This window comes from Rhodococcus sp. 06-1474-1B (genome assembly GCF_002258885.1).
Taxonomy (GTDB): domain Bacteria; phylum Actinomycetota; class Actinomycetes; order Mycobacteriales; family Mycobacteriaceae; genus Rhodococcoides; species Rhodococcoides fascians.
Genome location: NZ_NOYR01000023.1, coordinates 74,952 through 93,281, shown reverse-complemented (window position 1 = coordinate 93,281; position 18,330 = coordinate 74,952). Strand labels below are relative to the sequence as shown.

The window sequence follows — 18,330 nt, the reverse complement described above, 5'->3', positions numbered from 1 at the left end:
CCGAGTCGGGCGGACCCGGCGTCGCCGAGGCATTGGCTCGGTGCGCGCGTGAGGTGGCGGACTTCGTCGACGCGGGCGGGTGGGGCCAGTCGCCCCAGATGTTCGCGCTGGTGCCCACCGCTGCCCTCGCCGCGGCAGAACCCGGCCTGCTCGACGATCTGGCCGACGGTGCTGCACTCACACCGATCCAGCAGCATTCGTTGCCCGAGGACATCACCGGCGGCTCCCCCGCCCTCGACGAATTCCTCGCCACGTCGACGTGGCCCGAGGGCGTCGTGGGATGCGCACTCGTCCAGGAGATCGTCGTACTCCCCCCGGCGGCGGAGTCGGCACTCGACGATGCGCTGATGCCGCGTCTCGCAGATCCCGACGCGGCCGACAACGCGGCGCGATCGGCCGCCGAGAACCATCCCGAGAAGCGTGACGCGCGGCTGATCGTGGCAGTGCTCAAGGACGGGCCGTCGTTGACGTTGTTGCAACTGCATCCGGACGAGGACGCCGATCCGTTCGCTCCCATCGACCTTCGCATCGCCGAGGACCTGGCACCCAACGTCGTCCACGGTCTGTACTCGACGTTCGATGTGGTCGACGACGAGTAAATACGACCGAGCGGGTCAGCTACACGTCGGAACGTCTTCGCCCGACCCGATCGCTCGGAGCGAGTCGATCGCGTTGTCCAGCGATTCGACTCGCACCAAACGCAGACCGTCGGGCACATTCTGTTGCGCCTCACCACAATTGGCGTCGGGCACCAGGAACGTGGTGGCCCCTGCCTCGCGAGCTGCTATCAGCTTGTAGGGAATACCGCCGATGGGGCCGACCGTTCCCGCTGCGTCGATCGTGCCGGTTCCCGCCACGAATTCGCCGTTGCTCAGCTCGCCGGGACTCAGTTTGTCCACCACCGCGAGGCTGAACATCAAGCCGGCGGACGGACCACCGACGTCGGCGAGATTGAACTTCACGTCGAACGGAACGTCGGGCTGCTCCTCGGGCGTCACACCGAGATATCCCTTGGACGGGTCGTCCGGCCTGGCCCCGAGCACAACGGAACCCGTACGAGGGGCACCATCACGCACGTAGTCGATGTCGAGCGAATCGCCGGGTGCCTTGGCGCTGACGGCCTCGCGAACCGCGCCTGCCGTCGAGACGGGGGTGCCGCCCACCGCAACCAGAGTGTCTCCGATGTTCAGCACGCCTGCGGCGGGGCCGTCCTGGGCCACGCTCGTCACCGACAGTGACACAGGGAGGTCGAGGTGATGCAGAGCGGCGAGTTCGGCACTGGATTCCGATTGCTCGAAATCGGCCTGATTACCTTCCTGCACTTCCTCTTTCGACTTGTCCGGTGGGTATACCTCCTCACGAGGGACCAGTCCCTGACGCCCACTGGCCCAGAACCCGAGAGCCTCGAAAAGATTGAGCTGATCCCGCACGGCCACCGTCGTCATGTTCAGATGGCCTGCGGTGGGGTCGACGTCGGTGCCATCGATCTGGACTACGGGCACGCCGTCGACGTCACCGAGAGTGTTGTAGGTCGGCCCGGGGCCGAGTGCCGCGAACGGAACGGTGACGACCGAGCCGGTGACGCCCAGCACCACGACCGGTACCAGCGCTGCGACGAGTGTGGCGATCCTTCGGTTCACTCGGTAGACACTAGATCCGAACGTGCGGCGGCGTGGATACCGCCCCTGCCGGAGCCCGACGCACGATGCGACGAAGCCGTTCTGTTCGCCGTCAGCGTGACGATCTTTCGCGCTCCGAGTGCTCATGGCTTGTACCGTTGAGCCATGAGCAATTTTGGTTTCGGTGCTTCCGACGACGACCCGGACAAGAAGAAGGATCCGGACGGGTCGGGTAACCCCGCCGGTTTCGGGTTCGGGGCCGAGGGCTTCGACCCTGCACAACTGGGCCAGATGCTCACCCAGTTCGGCCAGATGCTCAGCGGCATGGGTGCCGCGGGGTCGGGCGGATCATCGGCCGGACCGGTCAATTACGACCTCGCCAAGCAATTGGCCCGACAGCAGATGGGCGATTTCAGCCCGGTGTCGACCGGGGAGCGTGAGGCCATCACCGAGGCCGCGCACCTCGCCGAGCTCTGGCTGGACGGTGCCACCACATTGCCTGCCGGTGCCACCAAGACTGCAGCGTGGACGCCGGTCGACTGGCTGGACAACACCATCGACACCTGGAAGCGGCTGTGCGATCCGGTCGCCGAGCAGATTTCGGGCATGTGGACCTCGGGGCTGCCGCCGGAGGCTCAGCAGATGGCCGGACCGATGATGGGCATGCTGACCCAGATGGGCGGAATGGCGTTCGGCTCGCAACTCGGTCAGGCACTGGGCCAACTGTCGAAGGAAGTCCTGACCTCCACCGACATCGGTCTCCCGCTCGGCCCGTCGGGCACCGCCGCGTTGCTACCGTCGGCGATCGCGTCGTTCAGCGAAGGTCTCGAACAGCCCGAGCGTGAGGTGCTGGTGTTCCTGGCCGCCCGCGAGGCCGCACACCAGCGGCTGTACAGCCATGTTCCGTGGCTGCGCCAGCGTGTTCTCGCCACTGTCGAGGAATACGCTCGCGGCATTCGCATGGATTTCTCGGCAATCGAGGAAGCCGCAGCCGGGCTCGACCCGTCGGCACTGACGGATCCGTCGAAGATCGAAGCGCTGCTGCAGCAGGGTTCGTTCGAGCCGCAGACCACACCCGAGCAGAAGCACGCTCTCGAACGTCTCGAAACGTTGCTGGCGCTGGTGGAGGGCTGGGTGGAGACCGTGGTCACGGCCGCACTCGGCGACCGTCTCCCCGGCGCGGTTGCCCTCGCCGAGACCATTCGCCGTCGCCGCGCCTCCGGCGGCCCGGCAGAGCAGACGTTCGCGACGTTGGTCGGTCTCGAGTTGCGTCCCCGCAAGGTGCGCGAGGCCGCGGATCTGTGGCGCCAACTACTGGCCGCCGCGGACGTGGAGGGCCGCGACGGGGTGTGGGCACACCCGGATCTCCTGCCCGACGCATCCGACCTGGACAATCCGGCGGCGTTCATCGACCGAGTCGTGGGCGGCGGCACCTCCAGCTTCGACGACCCCATCGCGCAACTCGAGGCGATGGAGGCAAAAGAGGCCGCCGAACGAGCGGAACACGGCACGGACGACGCCTCGGAGGACGGCGACGACCATCCGGACAAAGGCTCTTCCACACCCTGAACCCGGACGGCGCACACCAATGCCGTCGGCCCCGTCGAACGCCTGCTCGAAGCCCATTTTCCCCTGTGGATAACGTGCTTCGAGCGGGCGTTTGCCGTTCGACCGAGTGTCACAGTGTGGTTCATGATCACATCGACCGTTCGACTCGATCCCGCGGTGGCCATCCTGCCGCGACGGGACGGAACCGTTCAACTGGGGTGGAGCCCCGAGACCAGCGTCGTCGTTACTCCCCCTCCCGGTGCGGAACCGGGCTCGATACTCGAGATCCTGCGGCTTCTCGCGGCAGGACGTTCCAGGCCTCACATCGTCTGTCACGCAATGACGTTGGGTTTGTCCGCGAACCGAGTGTCGTCGATGCTCGCCGAATTGGACGATTCCGGCCTGCTCGTGCACGGCACGAGTGGCCCGGCGTCGAGCAACGCGGACGCTTCGTCGAGTGAACTGCGCGACATTCGTTCCGTGCATCTCGTGGGCCGTGGGCCGCTCTCGGATGCGCTGACCGCCGGGTTGCGGCGCACCGGTGTCGCGGTGACCAGAACGAGCCTGACCCCGACACGCTATCCGCACCTCGCCGTGAACTCGTGGCAGTACGACGTGGTCGTGCTCACCGACGACCTCGTCGCCGAGCCCCGCCTGGTGACCGATCTGGTGCGGAAAAGGATCCCGCACCTGCAGGTGCGACTGCGGGACGGGAAAGGAATCGTCGGCCCGTTCGTGGTGCCCGGACAGACGAGTTGCCTGCGCTGCGCCGATCTCACCCGCTGTGATCTCGATCCGGAGTGGCCGCACCTGTCCGCACATCTGCTCGGCACGGTGGGCCAGGCGAGTACCGCCACGGTGTTGGCCACGGCGGCGTTCGCGTTCGCGCAACTCGAGACCCTCATCGATCGCACGGACGGAACGATGCCCGAAACCACCGACTGCACGATGGAGCTGAGTTTCGCGGCAACCGGTACGTCCGTGCACAAACGGCAGTGGACGCGACATCCGCATTGCGATTGCTGGTACTGACGACACGGTCACTCGACCACCCGCCCAACTCGGCAGTCGAGGCCACGGTTTCACCGGTCCGAGCATTTGTCGGAAGGTTCAGCCATGATGGAGCTGTGTCAGACATACCGCGCCGTGGATCCACTCGTACCGCGAAACTAGCCAGCATTCCCCTGGGAATGGCCGGACGTGCCGCGATGGGCTTCGGAAAGAAGCTCGCCGGCGGAAACCGCGACGAGATCGACGCGGACATGGCCGCCAAAGCAGCCGAGCAACTCTTCTCCGTCCTCGGAGAGCTCAAAGGCGGGGCCATGAAGCTCGGTCAGATGCTGTCGGTGATGGAAGCCGCCGTTCCCGAGGAGTATTCGGAGCCCTACCGTGAGGCACTGACGAAGCTGCAGGCTCAGGGCCCGCCCATGCCGGCCAAGACAGTGCACCGCGTACTCGATCAACAACTGGGTACGGCGTGGCGATCACGGTTCGAGAGTTTCGACGACACCGCTATCGCCTCGGCCAGCATCGGCCAGGTCCACCGAGCCACGTGGGCGGACGGGCGCGACGTCGCGGTCAAGATCCAGTATCCGGGTGCGGACGACGCCCTGCGGTCGGACCTCAAGACTCTGTCTCGTTTCGCGAATCTGTTCAGCACGGTGCTCGCCGGTACGGACGTCAAGCCCGTGCTCGAAGAGCTGACGGCTCGCACCGAGGACGAGCTCGACTACCGTATCGAGGCAACCAATCAGCGCGCCTTCAGCAAGGAATTCGCGGGCGATCCTCGGTTCGCGGTACCCAAGATCGTTGCCAGCGCCCCGAAAGTGGTTGTGAGCGAATGGATGACGGGCAGGCCCCTGGCCGATGTGATCGCGCACGGAACTGCGGACGAGCGTAATCGAGCCGGCGAACTACTCGCGCGGTTCGCGTTCGAGTCTCCTGCGCGCGCGAAGTTGTTGCACGCGGACCCACATCCGGGAAACTTCATGATGCTCGACGACGGCCGAATGGGCGTCATCGATTTCGGGGCATGTGCTCCGATGCCCGACGGCCTGCCTCCGGTCCTCGGCCGGATGGTCGCACTCGCTCGTGACGACAAGTTCGACGAACTGGTCGAACTGTGCACCGAAAGTGGCTTCGTGGTGCCGGGTCGCACGGTGACGGAGAAGGAGATTGCCGATTACCTTCGCCCGTTCACAGACCCGATTCACACCGAGTCGTTTCACTTCACTCGGGCGTGGCTGCAGAAAGCGGCAGGCACCGCAGCCGATTTCAACAGCGCACAGTTCCGCACCGTTCGCTCGCTGAACATGCCGCCGGAGTACGTGATGATCTTCCGGGTACTGGGCGGCCTGGTGGGAATCTGCGCGCAGCTCGACGCCTATGCGCCGTACATGGCAATTCTGACGGAATGGTTGCCCGGCTTCACCGAGTGAATCACTCGGTGAAGCCGGACCTCCGGATCGAGCGTCATGCCGCGTTCTTACGTGGCCGTCCGCGAGGACGCTTGCGTGCGATGACAACACCCTGTTCCAGGATCTCGCCACCCCATACGCCCCATGGCTCGGCGCGATCCAATGCGGCGCTGAGACAGGTTCGGCGGATGGGGCATTCGGCGCACAGCGCCTTGGCCTGCTCCAATTCGGCAGGGGTGTCGGCGAACCACATGTCGGGGTTCGCCGCTCGGCAGGGCACCGACAGCTCGAGCTCCGCCGATTCGGCGAAACTTGTTGCTGCGTAGGTGCTTTCGGACTCTGGTCGGCATGTCGTCCGGATCGTGGCGGTTGACACGTCGGTCTCCTCTACTTTTCGTGCGGCGTCGTTATCGGTTCGAGGGGTAATGCGAACCATGTCGGCCTCACGCTCGGGTAGAGGATCTACCTGAACGACAAAGGCCACGGTCCGCGAGTGCGGGTCCGTGGCCTGGTGGGCAAATCGAAGCGTCTACCTACAGTGAAGTCGGTATCTGCTGTCGAACACGGACGCGCGTGGTGCGCGGTGACGTCGATGGGTGTACACAGCGGGTGCTGCCAACGCCAGGACGCCGGGGGCGGAATTCGACCCGAGGGCTTCCGATGCGGACTGGTGCATCGGGCCGAAAGCGGTGGGACGAATCCACGTCTGCGCAACCGAGCCGGCGGCTACGGCCGCAGCAGCGGGCGTACCGACCAGCGCATCGCCGAAGGGCGTTGCACCGCAGACAGGGCTGAGCACGACGGTTGCTCTTGCACCGGCGATGTCGAATGTGTCGATCATGTTCTTCAGCTCCTGTTCTGGTCTCGTGGGCGGACTGGGCAGTGTGCGGTCTCCCGCGACACGAGAAACAGACTAAGCCCCCCGCCGAGATCTGCACAAGTTATTTTTGACCAGCAGTTTTACGGCAGCTGTTCGACGGACGGTTACCGGTCGGAGGACCGCACCACCGTGAGCACGTCCTCGCCGAAGCGCTCGAGCTTCTTGGCCCCGATTCCCGGTATCGCAACGAGTCCACGCTCGTCCTGCGGTTGCTGTTCCGCGATAGCAGTCAACGTGTTGTCACTGAACACGACGTATGCGGGCACCTTGAGTTCACGAGACTTGTCCAGGCGCCACGACTTCAACGCGTCGAGCAGGGCGATGTCCACGTTGGACGGGCAGCTATCGCATCGTCCGAGCATCGTGGCCGACGTGCCGATCAGCGGCTTACCGCAGATTCTGCACTTGGGCCCGGACCTCTTGGCCGCGGGTGCCGCGATGCGCGACGCGGGCGAATCCTCGGGCACCAATCCGACGAGGAATCGGGAGCGGCGACGCGACTTGCGCCCACCCTCGTTACGGGCCAGGGCCCACGACAGGTGCAGGTGGACCCGCGCCCGGGTGACACCCACGTAGAGAAGGCGACGCTCCTCCTCGACGGCGGCCTCGTTGTTCGCACTGGGATCGTTGCCGATCGCGTGAGATATCGGCAGCGTTCCGTCGGCAAGCCCGACGATGAACACTGCATCCCACTCGAGCCCCTTCGCCGCATGCAGCGAGGCCAGCGTCACGCCCTGCACCGTCGGTGGATGTCGCGCCTCGGCGCGAGCCGCGAGTTCACCGAGAAGTGAGTCGAGGGTCAGTTCGGGGTCGTGCACCAGCAATTCCTCGGTGAGTTGCACGAGACCTCCCAGGGAGGCCCACTTCTCCCGCGCCTGCGCACCGGTCGGCTCGGTAGCGGTCAACCCCAGTGGAGCCAGCACGGCCCGAACCAGACCGGTCAGGCCGTCCCCGGCACGAGAACCGTCGGGTAGATCGTCTCGGCCAGCAGCCTGACGCAGTGCATTGACTCCCTGCCGCACTTCGGGTCGAGTGAAGAAACCCTCGCCGCCGCGAACCTGATAGGGAATCTTCAGCTCGGTCAGGGCCTGCTCGTGCGCCTCGGACTGTGCATTGATGCGGTACAGAATTGCGATCTCGGCAGGCTCGACGCCTTTCGAGATCAACCTCTTCACCGCGCGTGCCACTCCGTCCGCTTCGGCGGGCTCATCGTCGTACTCGAAGAACTCCGGCTCCGGACCGGAATCACGCTGACCGATCAGCTGCAGCCGAGTGCCCGCAATGCGACCCCGCGCGGCACCGATCACGCGATTGGCCAACGACACGACCTCCGGTGTCGATCGGTAGTCACGTTCGAGACGGACAACCGTGGCCTCGGGATACTTGCGAGAGAAGTCGAGCAGGTAGCGAGGGGACGCTCCGGTGAACGAGTAGATCGTCTGATTCGCATCCCCGACGACGGTGAGGTCGTCACGATCGCCCACCCAGGCGTCGAGAACCCGCTGTTGGAGCGGCGTCACGTCCTGATACTCGTCGACGACGAAGCAGCGATAGCGTTCGCGGAATTCGTCGGCCACCGAGGAGTGCTCTTCGAGCGCCGCGGCGGTGTGCAGCAGCAGATCGTCGAAGTCGAGCAACATGCCGTCGCCGCCGCGAGATTTGAGTTCTTCGTATCCCGCGTACACCGCAGCGACCTTGGCTGCGTCCATGGGCACGTCGCGTCGGTTGCTCGCCGCTATGCGCGGGTAGTCCTCGGGAGCGATCAACGAGCCTTTCGCCCACTCGATCTCGCCCGCAAGGTCGCGGATGGCGTCGGTGGAGGTGGACACTCCGGCCCGGTTCGCCGCCTGCGAGACCACGGTGAATTTGCGATCGAGCAACTGCCACCCGGTGTCGCCGACGACCTGTGGCCAGAAATATTTGAGCTGGCGCATCGCGGCAGCGTGGAAGGTACGAGCCTGCACCGGAGGTCCCTCTCCCCCGACGCCGAGTTCTCGAAGACGGCCGCGCATCTCACCGGCCGCCCGCGCGGTGAAGGTGACCGCCAACACCTGGCCGGAGGACACGTGCCCCGCGGACACGAGATGCGCGATGCGTCGAGTGATCGTGCGAGTCTTGCCCGTTCCGGCCCCGGCGAGCACACAGACCGGACCGCGAGGAGCCAGCACTGCCGCGGATTGCTCCGGATCGAGACCGGCAGTCATCGCGTCGTCAGCCATGGGTCCATTGTGTCAGTGCCTACCGACAGCGATGTCCGGGCCCGACGCCGCCGAGACTCGCCGAGACTCGCCGAGGCGGCCGTCACGGAACAATCACCTGCGCCCTGCTGTTGACTGTCTCCGTGACCACTACCGAGAACACCCCACAGACCCCGGCCGTTCTGACCGTCTACTCCACCACCTGGTGCGGGTACTGCCGCCGGCTCAAGACTCAGCTCGACGAGGCGGGAATCGCCTACTCCGAGATCGACATCGAGCAGAACCCCGAGTCCGCCGAGTTCGTCGGCAGCGTCAACAACGGAAACCACATCGTGCCCACCGTGCAGTTCGCGGACGGATCGACGGCAACCAATCCCAGCCTCGCCGAGGTCAAGCGCGCTCTCTCGCTCTGATCGAGCGTCAGGTCGTCGCTGCCCACGCCTCCAGCATTCCGCGGGCGATAGAGATGGACCCGGGAAGCAGCAATCGAGACGTCGAGTCCGATCCCCAGTCGCCCAGTTCGAGGGCGGCGACGACCTCGGTCCGCTCGAACCAGTGCGCCTCGGCGATCTCGCCGTCCTGAAATGTGAGCGGCTGATCCGGGTCGGCGACGGCCGAGAAGCCGATCATCACCGAACGCGGAAACGGCCACGGCTGACTGCCGAGATATTCGATGCCGGATACGTCCAGCCCCACTTCTTCCTTGATCTCCCGCGCGACACAGGTCTCCAGCGATTCGCCGGCCTCGACGAATCCGGCCAACACCGAGAACCGACGTTCGGGCCACATCGGTGCGCGCGCCAACAGCACTCGATTCGCGCCGTCGTGAACCAGGCAGATCACCGCAGGATCGGTGCGCGGAAACTCTTCGTGACCCGAGGACGTGCTGGTCCGCGACCAGCCTGCAGCCGACGGAACGGACGGAGCGCCGTCGAGCGAGCTGAACCGCGCACTGGCGTGCCAATTGAGGATGGCCAGAGCCCCGGTGACCATCGACAGCGACACACTGTCGAGGCGCTCGCCGTCGGTTCGCAGGTCTCCCAGCGTGCCTTGAAGTAGTTCGACGCGTCGGGTCCACAGGTGCCGGTCGCCATGAATTCCGAGGAAGACCGCGTCCTCGGTCGGTTCCGTGGCCACGTCTGCGGCGTCGACGAAGACCAGACCACCGTCGTCCACTGCGAATCTGCCGCGACCGTCCACGTCGAGTATGCGAGCCGTGGACCAACCGGCGGCCAGTGCCGCTGTGTCGCGGCGCAATTCCTCGGCCCGGTCGAGCGGTGATCGAGACAGTCGAGGTGGATGGACGAGCTGAAAATTCGGCACGCTCACGACCCTACTGGGCCTGCTCAGTCGGCCACGCGACGGATGTACAGCAGTCGGTCGGTTGCCTCGATCGCGTCGACCTCGGGTGATCCCACACGGAACAGCTTGCCGCCCCGAACCACTCCCAACACGATGTCGGCCAGGTGACGCGGTGAACCGCCCACCTCGTCCCGCTCCACCTCTCGCTCTGCGACGGCGAAGCCTGCCTCCGGGGTGAGAAGATCCTCGATCATCTCCACGACGGACGGTGTGGACGTGGCAATTCCGAGCAGCCGACCGGCCGTCTCGGACGAGACGACCACCGAGTCCGCGCCGGATTGGCGCACCAGGTGCGTGTTCTCGGCCTCTCGGATCGCGGCGACGATCTTGGCCTTCGGAGCGATTTCCCTGGCCGTCAGCGTCACCAGGACCGCCGTGTCGTCGCGATTGGTCGCCACGATGATGGCCGCGGCATGTTGAGCGCCCGTGAGCCGAAGCACATCGGACTTGGTAGCCGAGCCGTGGACGGTGACCAGACCCATCGCCGAGGCCGCGTCGAGCACGGTCTGATCGGTGTCGACCACGACGATGTCCGAGGCCGACACTCCGTCGCCGAGCATCGCGTCGACTGCGGTTCGGCCCTTGGTACCGAAACCGATGACCACGGTGTGATTGCGCACGCTGCGTCTCCATCGCTGAATTTTGAATGCCTGTCGAGACCGCTCGGTGAGAACCGACAGCGTGGTGCCGACCAACAGAATGAGGAACAGGACTCGTAAGGGGGTGATGACCAGAATGTTGACCAGACGCGCAGACGGACTCATCGGCGCGATGTCACCGTATCCGGTGGTCGACAACGACACCGTCGCGTAATAGAACGCGTCGAGGAACGACAGCTCGCCGTTCTGATTGTCGCTGTAGCCGTCGCGATCGAGGTAGACGACGAACGCCGCGAGAAAGAGAATTCCCAACGCCATCAGAACCCGCTTGTAGATCGCGCTCCACGGGCTGGATTCGATTTCCGGAACCCGCAGCACACCTACCAGCGCGAAATCGGGCTTGTCGGTCAACGCGCCGCTGTCCCCCAGGCGCGTGCGCAACCTACCTCCCACGTCGCCCACCGAGGTGCTCACCGAAGTCGAGATCATTCACGGCACGCAGCGTAACCCCATGCCGCGCTTCTGCGTCGACAACCGACCGCTTCGAGCGGACCGGATGGGCGGATGCAGCACCGTGTGGCACGGTGTGTGCATGACACAGAGACCGAGTCAGGCCGCAGCGCTGCGTCTCGCGGGATTGCTCGCCGGCGCCGGAGTACTCCATTTCGTCACTCCCCAATTCTTCGATGCGCAGGTACCGACCGCCCTGCCAGGTTCGGCGCGGACGTACACCCAGGTATCGGGAGTAGCCGAGCTCGCTGTGGCTGCCACGTTGGCCGCACCCCGCACCCGTCGAGTGGGCGGTGCGTTGGCAGCGGGCCTGTTCGTCGCGGTCTTCCCCGCCAACATCAACCTCGCATGGAAGTACGTACGCAGCTCCAAGACGTCACCGGCCTTGAAGGCCGCCATGATCGCTCGTCTCCCCCTGCAGATCCCACTGGTCACCGAGGCTCTGAAAGCTCGTCGACTGGCACCGTAGTGTCGACGTCGTCCACGACGGATCGACCTTCGAGCAGCGCCGCCAAAGCTGTTGCGTCAGGCAGCTTTTCGGGCGAGATAGTACGACCGCTGCGGACGTAGTGGAACGCCGCACGGACGCGATCGAGCGGTACCGGCTCGGCACGACCGACGGACATCAACTCCGCCCACGCCAGCCGGTACGCCGCCAGCTGCATCGCCACCGCCTGCTGCTCGGACGCCGACGGTTCGGCTCCGGTCTTCCAGTCGACAACGGTCCAGCCGCCGTCCGGGTCGGCGAACACCGCGTCGATCCGACCGCGCAGCACTGTTCCTGCCACCGACGTCTCGAACGGCACCTCTACCTCCACCGGACTGCGCAGAGCCCAATCGGAGGCCTCGAACGCCCGCTGAAGAGTGTCCAGGTCCACATCGGCAGAAGCACCGGTATCGGCGGAGCCCGGTAGTTCGTCGAGATCGAGCAGGCGGGTCGCGCCGAACCGTCGCTCGATCCACGCGTGAAACGCTGTTCCACGGCGCGCCAACGGATTCGGGGGAAACGGAAGTGGCCGGCGCAGTCGCGAGGCGAGCGCATCCGGATCTGCCGCCAAGTCGACCAGCTGAGTCACCGACAGGTTTTCGGGTAGTGCGACATCGACCCCGGCAACGGCCCGCGCCGAGCGCTCGGCCAGCAAGGTCCGGACGTCGAAGCCCCACTTCTCCGGGTCGTCCTCGTCTTCGTCCGAATCATGTTGGGAGCCGGCCCTGTCGGCCAGGGCCCACAGAACGTCGGCCGCACCACTCTCGATCGCGCCTCGCCGCGGCCCGAGCGGATCTCGCGGCCAGGATGCCGTATGCGGCTCGGCCCCCAACGGGTTGACGGCTCCGGCTTCGGGGGCCGGTGCCCACTGCTCGACCACCGCGACGGCGTCCTCGGCCGTCGCGGTGTACCGGTGGAGCTCGTCGAGAAACTCGGACGGGCCGCGAGGCTTCGTGGACGTCTCGTCCCACTGATGCGCCGAGACCAGCAGCACCCGTTCGGTTCTGGTGAGTGCAACGTAGAACAGTCGACGATCCTCCGCGAGCCGACGCCGAGCGAGCGCATCCTTGTGCCGTTTGACGGCGTCCTCGAGGTCCTTTCGGTTGTAGAGGTCCTCGAGCTCGAGTACCGGTACCCCCTCGGAACCTTCACCGTCGAGAGCGCGGTCGCCGCGCAGGGACGGCGGCAGTTCGGCCATCGCCCCGAGCCAGGTCGACGAGGCGTTCGAGGACGGGAACACTCCGGTCGCCACGTGCGGTACGGCCACGACCTCCCATTCGAGGCCCTTCGCCGAATGCACCGTCAACACCTGTACTCGATGCGGGGCGACATCGACCTCCCCCGGAGCCAACCCGTCCTCGACAGTCTCTGCCGCCGCGAGGAACGACAGGAATCCGGTGACCGTGGCCGTTGGATTGTCGGCGTAATCGGCCACCACATGGGCCAATTCGTCGAGATGCTCGCGCCCGACTGCACCATCGACACCGAACGGTGTCCGCGCCTGCGCTTCGACGCCGATGCCCATGATGCGTTCGATGTCGGCGACCAGTTCCGTCAGCGGCTGCCCGATACGGTCGCGCAACAGATGTAGTTCTCCGGCGAGCGCAGTGATGCGTCGGTGCCCGGCCTCCGAATATCGTTCGGCCGAACCTGGATCGGCGATGGCGTCGGCCAGACCGGCCTGCTCCGACTGTTCCCCCGGCAGGGCACTTCCGAGCGCGGCGTCGAGCGCCTGTGGGTCGTCGACACGGCCCGCGGTGCCGTAGCCGCCCCGAATCTCGAGCTCCCTGGCGCGCTGAGCGAGCGCCCGCAGATCGGCGGCCCCGATCTGCCATCGGGAGCCCGTGAGGATGCGCATGGCCGAGCTGCCCGCAGTCGGATCGGCCACCAGACGCAGCATCGCGATGATGTCGGCGACCTCCGGCACATGCAGCAATCCGCCGAGCCCGACCACCTCGACGGGTAGGCCACGGCTACGCAGCACCTCGGCGATCGGCTCGGCATCGGCGTTGCGCCGCACGAGTACCGCGGCACTGGGCGGAGGCCGGTCCAGTTCGAGGGCGTCGCGGTAGCGCTCGGCTATTCGGTCGGCGATCCATTCCCGTTCGTCGAGGACGGTGTCGGTGACGGCCAGCCGTACATCGCCGGGCACCGCGCCCGGCCGGGCCCGCAGGGTCGGCACCGGTACACCGACGCGGCGCAGGGGGTCGGTGATCAGATTGGCGAGAGCGAGTGCCTCGGGCGGGTTGCGCCAGCTGGTGAGGAGTTCGAGCCGCGGTGCGGGACTGCCGTCCGCCTGCGGGAAATCGGTGGCGAACCGCGGCAGGTTCGCCGCCGACGCCCCTCGCCACCCGTAGATCGACTGCATCGGATCGCCCACGGCTGTCAGCGCCAGGGTGGCATCGCTACCGGATCCGAACAGTGAGGACAGCAGCACCCGCTGGGCATGACCGGTGTCCTGGTATTCGTCGAGCAGAACGAGCCGAAAGCGTTGCCGCTCTGCGATTCCCACTTCGCGATGTTCGGCCGCGACCCGCGCCGCCATCGACATCTGCGAACCGAAATCCAGTGCCCCTTCGTGCCGAAGCGTCTGCGCGAGTCGTTCCACCAAGGGCAACAACGTGATTCGTTGATGTTGGGCATCGAGGATGTTGAGCAGCTCCTTGGTCGGCCCGCCACGTTGACGTGGACCGGGGCCGAGTGTGTGCACCAGTTTCTCCAGTTCCACGTGCGCCTCGCGCAGCTGGTCGGGGTCCACCAGATGTTCGGCCAGCTGACCGGAGAGGGCGAGTACCGCCTCCGTCACCGACGTGGGATTTCGGTCGGTGTCGAGATCGCCGTCCCACGTGCTGACCACACGATGCGCGAGCTGCCACAGTTCGGTCTCCGACAGCAGCGTCGCGGAGGGCTCGATGGGCAGCAACAGGCCGTGCTCGGTGAGCAGTCGCCCGGCATACGAGTGGTAGGTGCTCACCTCCGGCTCCGCGGCGAGAATCCGTTCGCGCAGTGCCAGACTCGGATCCAGCGCGCGCACCAGATCCGACCCGGCGAGCCGCGCCAGCCGAGCGCGGATTCGGGACGTCAGTTGCTGCGCAGCCTTGCGGGTGAAGGTCAGTCCGAGTACCTGATCCGGATCGACGAACCCGTTGGCCACCATCCACACCACTCGCGCGGCCATCGTCTCGGTCTTCCCAGCCCCTGCGCCTGCCACGACGAGCGTCGGACCGGGTGGGGCGGCGATCACCGCCGCCTGCTCGTCGGTGGGTGGGTGCTTCTGCCCGAGGGCGCGGGACAGTTCGACGGGTGAGACCCGCACGGTTGCGCTGCGCGTCGCCGAGGCGGTCACTGCTCGGTCACCTGCCGTCCTGTCTCGTGGGCCGGGCAACTGGATTTAACGGGGCAATGTCTGCACCCGTCGTTGACTCTGGCTTCGAAGACGGGACCCTGCGTCGCCGAGGCCGCCCGGTGGACGGTGTCTCGCCATTCCTCGAGTTTCTCCGGTGTCGGCACCTCCTGGATCCGCTGCGTTGCGCCGTCCTTGTTGTGCGGTTTGGCCACGAACACCAACCGGGCACCCCCGGGTTCGCCCGCGGGCTCTCCCTCGATTGCGCCCGCGGCAGCGGCGACCTGATACGTAGCCAATTGATGGTGATTGCGCGCGTCTTCCTTGGACATCACCGTTTTGGCCGTCTTGACGTCGATGACGACCGGGCGGCCGTCCGGATCGTGTTCGAGCCGATCGATCCGGCCGCGCAGGGCGACCGCAGGCTCGTCCTCGGATCGGGCGGCCAGAATGCCGTCGACCTGTACCTCGACGCCCGCCTCGGTGAGCTCGCCTCGGGTGCCCTGCAGCCAATTCTCGAACGTGTCGAGCATCGCCCCGGTTCGATCGAGCTCGTGACGCGAGAACCACTGTGATCCGAGATCGACTGCATCCCACGCCGTCTCGAGTGCCCGCCTGAGCTGGTCCGGTGGAATCCGGCCTGCCACCGCCTGCACCAGAGTGTGCACGAGGGTTCCGGTGACGGCGTGAGTGTTGGTGCCGTCGTTTCCTCCGTGACGTTCGAGCATCCAGCGCAGCGGGCACGTGGTGAGCTGTTCCACCGTCGATGGCGAGAGCGGGACCGGCCCATCGCCGAGGTGCCACAGGGGCTCGCTGGTGCTGAGGCCCGCAATTCCGAACCACTCGTCGGGATGTGCGCCTCGGACGCCGGCCTCGGCGAGTGTGGCCAGGTGCCGCGCGGCGCGCGCTCGCTTGTCCGGATCATGTTCGGCGACAACGGGATCACAGACGACCCCGCGAAGCTCGGCGACCAACATCGGTAATGCCAACACCCGGTGCGGGGTCGGCGGCTCGGAACCTTCGGGCAGCGGGACGGGATCTGCGTCGCCGTCGACTCCCCGGAGTTCGTCGACGAATCGGGAGCGGACCAGATCGGTATCGCCCGTGCTCGAGTCCACGGCGGTGACGAGCAGAGTGGAGCGCGCGCGACTGCACGCCACGAGGAAGAGCTTGCGTTCCTCGGCGAGTAGCGGTGCAGCTTTCGACAGTCGTCCGTCGAGGGCCGCAGCCGCGTCGACCTTGCCGGACACCAGATCGACGAGCGTGTCGGTTCCGAGGAGGCTGCCGCGCGCTCGCAGACCCGGCCACAGCCCCTCCTGAACCCCGGCGACCGCCACCAGTTCCCATTCGCGACCGGCTGCCGAGTGCGCGCTGAGCAGCGTCACCGCATCGGCCTGCGCAGTCGAACGATTCGAGCTCGAGGTAGGAATCTGTTGCTGCGCAATGTAATCGAGGAATCCGCCCAGCTGCGCGCGCGGCAGCCTGTCGACGTAGGCCGCCGCGGCGTCGAAGAGTGCGACCACCGCGTCGAGGTCTCGATCGGCCTGAGCACCCGCGGACCCACCCCACGCGGACGCGGCGGCCCAACGCCGCTCGAGTCCGGACGCCTGCCACGCAGCCCACAGCACGTCCTCGACTCCGCGGCCCTCCCGAGCCACCGCTCGCGCCTTACGAACGACGCTCAGTGCTCGTCGCAGCGGTGCCGCTTCCACGTCCGACAGCCCAGTGATCCACCCGAACTTCTCTCGCGTCTCGCCGGTGAGAACGACTCTGAGCAGTTCGGCCGAATCGCGCTCGCCGCCCGAGGCCAGTTCGAGTCTGCGGACACCTCGGCGCAGCCGCCGCAGACCTACCGGATCGGCACCCCCGATCGGGCCGGACAGCAGAGCCAGCGCATCTTCTCCGTCGAACGACGGGTCGGAGATCGCCCGCAGCACCAGCAGCAAGCCCACCGCTCCGTGCTGGCGATGCAACGGCAACTCCGAAGCCGGGGTGATCATGGGGACACCGGCCGCGTGCAGAGCGCGACGCAGCGGCGCGACGGTACGCGGGACCGACCGCACGACGATCGCCATCTCGGACCAGGGCATTCCGTCGATCAGGTGCGCGCGTCGCATGGCGTCGGAGATGATCGCGGCTTCCTTGGCAGGCGAAGACACGACGTGTACCCGGGCCTCCGGCTCGCCGAACCGAGCCGTGGCCACCGGCTCGGGACTGCGGTGCCGACCGAGCCCGGGCAGTCGCCCCGCCACGATGTCGGTCAGTTCCGCCACTGCAGGCACCGATCGAAAGTTCCGCGTCAGGACCACCCGTCGAGGCGAGTCCGCATCGAGCAGATCGGCCACGAACGTGGGATCCGCTCCACGGAACGTGAAGACGGATTGATCGGGGTCCCCGGCGATCACGGTCGATTCGGTATCGGTGCCGATCAACCGAATCAGCTGCGCAGCTTGCGGATCGAGGTGCTGCGCATCGTCGACGACGAGATGCCGGATGCGGGCACGCTCACTGCGCAGCAGATCCGGGTCGGTGGCGAACGCCATCAGTGCGCTGCCGATGAGCTCGGCCGCGTCGAGGCCCGGTGCCGTGGCCCCTGCGGCTTCGACGCCGACTGCGCCGCGCAGCAACATGGCTTGTTCGTATCGAGCCGCGAACTTGCCGACGGCGATCCATTCGGGTCTGCCGTGCGTGCGGCCCAGCTTGACCAGATCCTCGGGCCCGATTCCGCGTTCTGCGGATCGGAGCATCATGTCTCGCACCGCGGTGACGAATCCTGCGGTACCGAGAGCCGGGCGCAATCGATCCGGCCAGTCGGTTGCGCCGTCCTCGATGTCGCCCCGCAGCATCTCGCGGACCACCGCGTCCTGCTCGGCACCGGTCAGCAGTCGAGGAGGCGGATTGCCGTAGAGGGAGGCCTGCAACCTCAGTACCGCGAACGCATACGAGTGCACCGTACGTACCAGCGGTTCGCGCGTGGCGCGCAGCGCGTGATCGCCGCTGAACAGACCGGCGGTGATCTGCTCGCGGAGCGTGATGGACGCGCGCTTCGACTGAGTGAGCACCAGGACCGATTCCGGATCGCCGGACACGATTCGGGAGACTGCGTAGTCGGCCACGAGCGCTGTCTTTCCCGAGCCGGGCCCGCCGAGCACCTGCCAGGGGTTCCATCGGGGGGCGCCCTGAGCCGCCTCCGCCGCCGAATCGGGAGTCCACGCCAGCAACCGGGCAGCGGAATCGGTCCACCGGCGGGCCGGCTGCGCCACCCTGGGTGCACGGACGAGGGTGACCGTCGCGCCGTGTCTGCCGTCCGTGCTCATGCGGGACATGCAATCACGACCCACCGACACGAAGGGCCGTGCCCCGATCC

Annotated in this window: 14 protein-coding genes; 6 read left to right on the top strand and 8 right to left on the bottom strand. The window is 66.6% G+C overall.

Annotated elements, in window-relative coordinates:
• Window positions 1-32 precede the first annotated feature (32 nt).
• The gene (locus CH266_RS10635; protein ID WP_094622505.1) at window positions 33-599 is read left to right on the top strand and encodes a PPA1309 family protein; all 567 of its coding nucleotides are present in this window, start codon (window positions 33-35) and stop codon (window positions 597-599) included.
• A 15-nt stretch (window positions 600-614) separates the two neighbouring features.
• On the opposite strand, the gene CH266_RS10630 is transcribed toward CH266_RS10635, so the two are convergent.
• Window positions 615-1,640, bottom strand: coding sequence for a YlbL family protein (locus tag CH266_RS10630; RefSeq protein ID WP_032387460.1), 1,026 nt, complete (start codon window positions 1,638-1,640; stop codon window positions 615-617).
• Window positions 1,641-1,784: 144 nt separating this feature from the next.
• On the opposite strand from CH266_RS10630, the gene CH266_RS10625 reads away from it, so the two are divergent.
• The 3 genes from CH266_RS10625 to CH266_RS10615 all read left to right on the top strand — a co-directional run bounded on the left by CH266_RS10625 (window position 1,785) and on the right by CH266_RS10615 (window position 5,605).
• Window positions 1,785-3,188, top strand: coding sequence for a zinc-dependent metalloprotease (locus tag CH266_RS10625; protein ID WP_094715270.1), 1,404 nt, complete (start codon window positions 1,785-1,787; stop codon window positions 3,186-3,188).
• A 123-nt stretch (window positions 3,189-3,311) separates the two neighbouring features.
• A complete protein-coding gene (locus tag CH266_RS10620; protein WP_094663232.1) occupies window positions 3,312-4,199 on the top strand; it encodes a hypothetical protein in 888 nt (295 codons plus the stop codon).
• A gap of 95 nt (window positions 4,200-4,294) precedes the next feature.
• Window positions 4,295-5,605 (top strand): ABC1 kinase family protein, encoded by a 1,311-nt coding sequence (locus CH266_RS10615; RefSeq protein WP_027496556.1) that lies wholly within the window; start codon window positions 4,295-4,297, stop codon window positions 5,603-5,605.
• A gap of 34 nt (window positions 5,606-5,639) precedes the next feature.
• Here CH266_RS10615 and CH266_RS25370 read toward each other — a convergent pair whose 3' ends face one another.
• From CH266_RS25370 to CH266_RS10600, 3 genes are all read right to left on the bottom strand, one after another.
• Window positions 5,640-5,960, bottom strand: coding sequence for a WhiB family transcriptional regulator (locus CH266_RS25370; RefSeq protein ID WP_027496555.1), 321 nt, complete (start codon window positions 5,958-5,960; stop codon window positions 5,640-5,642).
• A 153-nt stretch (window positions 5,961-6,113) separates the two neighbouring features.
• Window positions 6,114-6,425 (bottom strand): hypothetical protein, encoded by a 312-nt coding sequence (locus tag CH266_RS10605; protein WP_032366326.1) that lies wholly within the window; start codon window positions 6,423-6,425, stop codon window positions 6,114-6,116.
• Between the two features lie 143 nt (window positions 6,426-6,568).
• A complete protein-coding gene (locus tag CH266_RS10600) occupies window positions 6,569-8,683 on the bottom strand; it encodes an ATP-dependent DNA helicase UvrD2 (RefSeq protein ID WP_032366325.1) in 2,115 nt (704 codons plus the stop codon).
• Window positions 8,684-8,805: 122 nt separating this feature from the next.
• Between CH266_RS10600 and CH266_RS10595 the strand changes: the two genes are divergently transcribed.
• The gene (locus CH266_RS10595; RefSeq protein ID WP_032372681.1) at window positions 8,806-9,075 is read left to right on the top strand and encodes a mycoredoxin; all 270 of its coding nucleotides are present in this window, start codon (window positions 8,806-8,808) and stop codon (window positions 9,073-9,075) included.
• A 7-nt stretch (window positions 9,076-9,082) separates the two neighbouring features.
• Here CH266_RS10595 and nudC read toward each other — a convergent pair whose 3' ends face one another.
• Window positions 9,083-9,985 carry an NAD(+) diphosphatase gene (nudC, locus tag CH266_RS10590; protein WP_094715494.1) on the bottom strand — a complete coding sequence of 301 codons (903 nt, stop codon included), beginning with the start codon at window positions 9,983-9,985 and terminating at the stop codon, window positions 9,083-9,085.
• Between the two features lie 23 nt (window positions 9,986-10,008).
• Window positions 10,009-11,076 (bottom strand): potassium channel family protein, encoded by a 1,068-nt coding sequence (locus CH266_RS10585; RefSeq protein WP_027496550.1) that lies wholly within the window; start codon window positions 11,074-11,076, stop codon window positions 10,009-10,011.
• Window positions 11,077-11,215: 139 nt separating this feature from the next.
• Here CH266_RS10585 and CH266_RS10580 point away from each other — a divergent pair, with 139 nt between their 5' ends.
• A complete protein-coding gene (locus CH266_RS10580) occupies window positions 11,216-11,602 on the top strand; it encodes a DoxX family protein (RefSeq protein WP_032370928.1) in 387 nt (128 codons plus the stop codon).
• Here CH266_RS10580 and CH266_RS10575 read toward each other — a convergent pair.
• A complete protein-coding gene (locus CH266_RS10575; protein WP_094715269.1) occupies window positions 11,565-14,966 on the bottom strand; it encodes an ATP-dependent helicase in 3,402 nt (1,133 codons plus the stop codon). The two genes, CH266_RS10580 and CH266_RS10575, sit on opposite strands and share 38 nt — an antisense overlap.
• Window positions 14,963-18,280, bottom strand: coding sequence for an ATP-dependent helicase (locus tag CH266_RS10570; RefSeq protein ID WP_255175885.1), 3,318 nt, complete (start codon window positions 18,278-18,280; stop codon window positions 14,963-14,965). The genes CH266_RS10575 and CH266_RS10570 overlap by 4 nt, the downstream gene beginning before the upstream one ends.
• Between the last annotated feature and the right edge of the window lie 50 nt (window positions 18,281-18,330).

What these genes read in the sequence shown, in the direction of transcription:
- CH266_RS10625 (WP_094715270.1), top strand. Translation starts at nt 1,785, where the DNA reads ATGAGCAATTTTGGTTTCGGTGCTTCCGACGACGACCCGGACAAGAAG.
- CH266_RS10620 (WP_094663232.1), top strand. Translation starts at nt 3,312, where the DNA reads ATGATCACATCGACCGTTCGACTCGATCCCGCGGTGGCCATCCTGCCG.
- CH266_RS10605 (WP_032366326.1), bottom strand. Translation starts at nt 6,425, where the DNA reads ATGATCGACACATTCGACATCGCCGGTGCAAGAGCAACCGTCGTGCTC.
- CH266_RS10600 (WP_032366325.1), bottom strand. Translation starts at nt 8,683, where the DNA reads ATGGCTGACGACGCGATGACTGCCGGTCTCGATCCGGAGCAATCCGCG.
- CH266_RS10580 (WP_032370928.1), top strand. Translation starts at nt 11,216, where the DNA reads ATGACACAGAGACCGAGTCAGGCCGCAGCGCTGCGTCTCGCGGGATTG.
- CH266_RS10570 (WP_255175885.1), bottom strand. Translation starts at nt 18,280, where the DNA reads ATGAGCACGGACGGCAGACACGGCGCGACGGTCACCCTCGTCCGTGCA.